The following is a 1,733-nucleotide window of genomic DNA, read 5'->3' as shown; positions in this document are numbered from 1 at the left end:
GTGTTCAGGCCCCCAGGGCCTGAACACCGATCCCGGTGAACGCGCCGGGCCACAAGCACAGCCACGCCGAAGGCGTGTCCGAGGCCCGGTGGCCCGGCACGGTGGCCAAAGGCCCGCCAGGGCCGACGCCACCGGGACGGTGAACGCCACCGGGCCACCAGCACAGCCGCCCCCGCAGGGGGCGACCAAGGCAGTGCCGGCCTGCCGGGGATCGGCCGCCAGTGGACCAGCGCGGGCTGACGCCCCGCATGCCCCTGGCGCATGAGGCGACGCCTACTCCGTAGCGTGCTGGCGCAGCACGGCGCCGGTGGTAGGGGCTGTGCGGCTGTCATCGCGCCTCTACTCCTCCGGTTCCGCCGGAAGCGTGCTGGTGGTTCGCGCGTGCAACGTGTGGTGCCTGCGAGGTTCTGTTCGCAGACGGATCCCCCTCTGGGTCCGGGGCAGTGCCCGGACCCAGAGGGTGATCCAGCCCTACGGCCGCCCGGGGCGGGCAGCCTATGGATCAGTTGTCGATGATCAGCAGCCCGGTGGTGGAGCCCTTGCCCGGCCAGTAGTGGTCGGACGAACTCCGTTCGGCTCGAACGCGAATGCTCAGGGTGTGGGCGAGGCTGTTGCAGTCGCCCGCGGTCATCGGCACCTTGACGGTCATCGTGCGGGTCAGGGGCTCCCAGTCGTAGGGAGTACCAGGGATGCCGATCTGCGCGAGGTGGGCGTCGATCCCGGCGCGGGTGACCTGGCCCGGGCGTCCGATCGCGCACCGCTCCCGCTGCGACAAGGGGCAGAGGTTGGACTGGCAGACGGACGAGCCCAGGATGTTGGAAGTGTCCGGCTGCTTGAGGACGTGGGACAGAGCGCACGAGTTGGTCTCGAAGACCGGGTAGTCGCGGTAGTGCTGTGCCAGACCGAACACCGTCTCGCGCATGGTGGCCGGCCAGACCGAGGAGGCACTCTCCACGTCCAGGCCAGGGTCCTTCAGCGCGGGCCACAGCGGTGCCATCTGGTCGCGGGCGCCCGGCTTGACCTTGAGGCCGACGGCAACCGAGCACTGCGCGTACTGCGTCGCCAGCCCGAGGACGCGGTGCACTGCCTCGGGAGTGGAGTTCTGCGGCAGGAACGGGCGCCAGTAGTGGATGACCGGAATGCCGATGGCGTGGAGGGCGGGGAAGTTCGCCCTGAGGGCGTCGTGGTTGATGCCCTGCTCGACGTCAGGTCCCAGACCGGAGTAGCTGAGGTAGACGATGACGGGCAGTCCGGCCGCTCGGGTACGGGTCAGACACTCGAGGACGTCCGGGGTGAAGCCGCACTTGGTGATCAGGCACACCGGGTTGCGCAGTCCACGCTCGACGAAGAGATCGAGCAGTTCGGTGAGATGCTTGCGGGTGCGGGGCGTGGACAGGGCGTCGGTGCAGGTGTAGAGGGCCAGGACACTGGTCGGCCGGTAGTAGCGGCTGTCCAGCAACAGTTCGAGGGTCTTGGCGGGCGTGGCGAGCTCGACCGGGCGGACCCTGGTCAGGCCTCGGTCCTCGAGGAAGCAGTACCCGCATCCCTTGTTGCAGCCCTGGACTCCGTTCACGGCGATCCACGACTCGTGCTGGTCGATAACGGGCTCGTAGAGCCGTTCGATCTTCGACGGGTTGTTCATGTGTTTCTCCCTGGTGGGTGGCCGGGAGGGGTGGCCGCCTGGTTGGCGGTCGGGGTTGGTGGGGCCCCTTTCCGGCGCGGGGCACCAGCGC

1 protein-coding gene is annotated in these 1,733 nt (G+C 69.2%); it reads right to left on the bottom strand.

Translation table 11 applies throughout. The features are described 5' to 3' along the window. Nucleotides 1-502: 502 nt before the first annotated feature. Complete coding sequence (locus ACFV0O_RS41470; protein ID WP_380350270.1) at nt 503-1,642, bottom strand: hypothetical protein; 1,140 nt, start codon at nt 1,640-1,642, stop codon at nt 503-505. Nucleotides 1,643-1,733 lie beyond the last annotated feature (91 nt).

The sequence above is a fragment of the Kitasatospora sp. NPDC059577 genome, assembly GCF_042735475.1.
Taxonomy (GTDB): domain Bacteria; phylum Actinomycetota; class Actinomycetes; order Streptomycetales; family Streptomycetaceae; genus Kitasatospora.
Note: the sequence above shows the minus strand (reverse complement) of the source record. Positions and strands in the feature narration are given on the sequence as shown.